Below are 3426 nucleotides of genomic sequence, written 5' to 3'. Positions count from 1 at the left end.
ACAAGCTCAGGGACCTCGGCCGTTGGCTACACCGCCGAGTGGCGCACCGACTCGACCGACGTGCTCGACCGGTACATCCTCGCGCTCACGGGCGACCTCGTGAAGAACGTGGCCGCCGACCTCGAAGGCCTCGACTCCACGACCGCGGCCGAGCGTCTACGCGACTTCGCGGAGGTGCTGACCAACTGGTACATCCGCCGCTCGCGCGACCGCTTCTGGGTGGGCGTGACCGACGACCCGACCAGCCGCGAGGCCTTCGACACGCTGTACACGGTGCTCGAGACCCTCACGCGCGTTGCCGCTCCGCTCATCCCGCTCGTCTCCGAGCGCGTCTGGCAGGGACTGACGGGCGGACGCAGCGTCCACCTGACCGACTGGCCCGACGCCTCGGCGTTCCCCGCGGCGGAAGACATCCGCACCGCGATGGACACCGTCCGCGAGGTCTCGAGCGTCGCCAACGCCCTGCGCAAGAAGGAGGGCAAGCGCGTGCGCCTGCCGCTCCCGCGTCTGACGGTGGTGACCCCGGATGCCGCCGGCCTGGCGCAGTTCGACGACATCCTCCGCGAGGAACTGAACGTCAAGAGCGTCGAGCAGGTCGCCCTCCAGGACGGCACGGCCGCCGAGTACGGCATCACGCACCGTCTGTCGGTCAACGCACGCGCCGCCGGACCCCGCCTCGGCAAGCAGGTGCAGCAGGCGATCAAGGCCGCCCGCGAGGGCGACTGGAGCGAGGTCGACGGGCAGGTCGTCGCCGGCGGCATCCCGCTGGAGCCCACGGAGTACGACCTCGTCGTCGAGACCGCCGGGCGTCCGGAGGGTGAAGCGCTCGCGGTGCTGACCTCGGGCGGCTTCGTCCTCCTCGACACCGTCACCACGCCCGAGCTCGAGGCCGAGGGCCTGGCGCGCGACATGATCCGCGGCATCCAGGACACCCGCAAGGCCGCCGGCTTCGACGTGAGCGACCGGATCTTCCTGTCGCTGACCTTCGTGGAGGACGCCGATGCACGGGCCGTCGCCGAGGCGTTCGACGTCGCGGGCGTGGCATCCGAGACCCTCGCAGAGGCGGTCGTCCTCGCCGGACCTGCGGGGCGACTCGTCGAGCGCGGCTCCGCCCTGCCCGCCGAGTACGAGACGCAGATCGCCGCCAAGACCTACGCGAACGTCGGTGCCGTCACGGTCGCCGTCGCGCGGATCGGAGCCCCCGCATGAGCGACCGCACCCGCGCCGATGCCGTCTACGCGGCTCTGCTGGAGCGCCAGGGTGAGCAGTGGGTACAGCCGCGCGTCGAGCGCACGCGTCGCGTGCTCGAGCTGCTCGACGACCCGCAGCGGACGTATCGCGTCATCCACGTCACCGGCACGAACGGCAAGACCTCGACGAGCCGCATGATCGAGAGCCTGCTGCGCGCGATGGGCCTGCGGACCGGCCTGTTCACCAGCCCGCACCTCGAGCGCTTCACCGAGCGCATCCTCATCGACGGCGAGCCGGTCGGGGACGCCGCGATCGCCGACGCGTGGGACGAGATCCAGCCGTTCGTCGACATGGTGGATGCCGAGCTCACGGCATCCGACGACGCTCCGCTGACCTTCTTCGAGCTGCTCACGGTGCTCGCGTTCGTCGTCGCCGCCGACGCGCCGATCGACGTGCTCGTGCTCGAGGTCGGCATGGGCGGTGAGTGGGACTCGACCAATACCGCCGACGGCGACGTCGCGGTGTTCACGCCGATCGACATCGACCACGTCGACCGACTCGGCTCGACCGTCGCGGAGATCGCCACGGTGAAGGCGGGCATCATCAAGCCCGGCGCGGCCGTCGTCTCGGCTCCGCAGCCTCCCGACGCGCTGCGCGCCATACGCCAACGCGCCGAGAAGGAGGGCGCGACGGTTTCGATCGCGGGTGACGGGTTCGCCCTCGAGGGGCAGACCCTCGCCGTCGGGGGACAGCAGCTCGACATCCGCGGCGTCGCGGGAATCTACCGCGAGGTCTACCTGCCGCTTTACGGCGCGCACCAGGGCGCCAACGCGGCCCTGGCGGTCGCGGCGGTCGAGTCGCTCATCGGCGGCGGGACCCAGGCCCTCGCCGCCGACGTGATCGCCGACGGTCTCGGCACCGCGACCTCGCCCGGACGCCTGCAGCTCATCGGCACGGCGCCCACGGTCTTCGTCGACGCCGCACACAACCCGCACGGCGCCCGCGCCCTGGTCACCGCCCTCGACGAGTCGTTCGACATCGACGAGTGGGGGGCGGTCATCGGCATCCTGGATGGAAAGGATGCCGTCGGCATCATGTCCGCACTCGTGCCGGCCGTCGCGCGTGTGTTCGCCACCGCTCCCGACAGCGACCGCGCCACCGATCCCGACACGATCGCCGACGTGGCCGAAGCGGCCGACCTGCCGGTCACCGTGCACCCGACGCTCGAGGACGCCGCCGACGCGGCACGGGCGTGGGCGGCCGAGTCCGACCGTCGCGCCGTCGTCATCGCGGGCTCCGTCGTCCTCGCGGGCGAAGCGCTGCGTTTGTCGGAGCTCGAGGACTGGAAGTCGGGGTGGCAGGCGTGAGTCCCCGGGAGCCTCGCGCGCGTCGCCAGCGCGGTGCCCTCGAATCGCTCGGTGCCGTCGTGCTCGGCTTCGAATCGATCATCGTCTTCCTCGGTGGTCTCGTCGTCTACGGGCTGAAGGTGCTGCCGTTCGGCATCGAACCGTGGTGGGGGATCGTGGGCGGCGTCGTGATGGCCGTCGCCATGGTCGCCGTCGCCGGCCTCCTTCGCCACCGGAAGGCCGTGTGGGTCGGCTGGGCTCTCCAGGTGCTCCTGCTCCTCGGCGGATTCCTCGTTCCGGCCCTCGCCGTCGTCGCCCTCATTTTCGGCGGCATGTGGGCGTATGCGACGATCAAGGGAGCGGCCCTCGACCGGCAGAACGCCCGGCGGGCCGCTTCCCCCGACCTCTCGAACGGAGAATGACCCATGGCCACCGAAGAGACCCTCGTCCTGGTCAAGCCCGACGGCGTCGCCCGCGGCCTGACCGGCGCGATCCTCGCCCGTATCGAGGCGAAGGGCTACGCCCTCGTCGACATCCGCCTGGTCGAGCCCGACCGTGAGCGCCTCGCCCAGCACTACGCCGAGCACGAGGGCAAGCCGTTCTACGAGCCGCTCCTCGAGTTCATGCTCTCCGGCCCCTCGGTCGCCATCCGTCTCGCGGGCAACCGCGTGATCGAGGGCTTCCGTTCGCTCGCCGGAACCACCGACCCCACCACCGCCGCGCCCGGCACGATCCGCGGCGACTTCGGCCGCGACTGGGGCCTGAAGGTGCAGCAGAACCTCGTCCACGGCAGCGACAGCGTCGAGTCCGCGGAGCGCGAGCTCGCGATCTGGTTCGCCTGATCCCGGATGCCGAGATGGCCGCCGCCCCGAGGGGTGGCGGCCATCAC

4 protein-coding genes are annotated in these 3426 nt (G+C 71.4%); all 4 read left to right on the top strand.

Going from position 1 to position 3426, the window contains the following annotated elements:
• Positions 1-1209, top strand: a 1209-nt coding sequence (locus P2P98_RS15775; protein ID WP_275801121.1) for a class I tRNA ligase family protein, incomplete at its 5' end; no start/stop codon positions are given.
• The gene (locus tag P2P98_RS15770; protein ID WP_275801119.1) at positions 1206-2558 is read left to right on the top strand and encodes a folylpolyglutamate synthase/dihydrofolate synthase family protein; all 1353 of its coding nucleotides are present in this window, start codon (positions 1206-1208) and stop codon (positions 2556-2558) included. The genes P2P98_RS15775 and P2P98_RS15770, both read left to right, overlap by 4 nt.
• A complete protein-coding gene (locus P2P98_RS15765; protein WP_081317308.1) occupies positions 2546-2959 on the top strand; it encodes a DUF4233 domain-containing protein in 414 nt (137 codons plus the stop codon). Before P2P98_RS15770 ends, P2P98_RS15765 begins: the two co-directional genes overlap by 13 nt.
• A gap of 3 nt (positions 2960-2962) precedes the next feature.
• Positions 2963-3379, top strand: coding sequence for a nucleoside-diphosphate kinase (gene ndk / locus P2P98_RS15760; RefSeq protein ID WP_058596268.1), 417 nt, complete (start codon positions 2963-2965; stop codon positions 3377-3379).
• The last annotated feature ends 47 nt before the right edge of the window (positions 3380-3426 follow it).

The sequence above is a fragment of the Microbacterium sp. Kw_RZR3 genome, assembly GCF_029222405.1.
Taxonomy (GTDB): domain Bacteria; phylum Actinomycetota; class Actinomycetes; order Actinomycetales; family Microbacteriaceae; genus Microbacterium.
The sequence above is the reverse complement of the archived record's forward strand: the minus strand, read 5'-3'. Positions and strand labels throughout refer to the sequence as shown.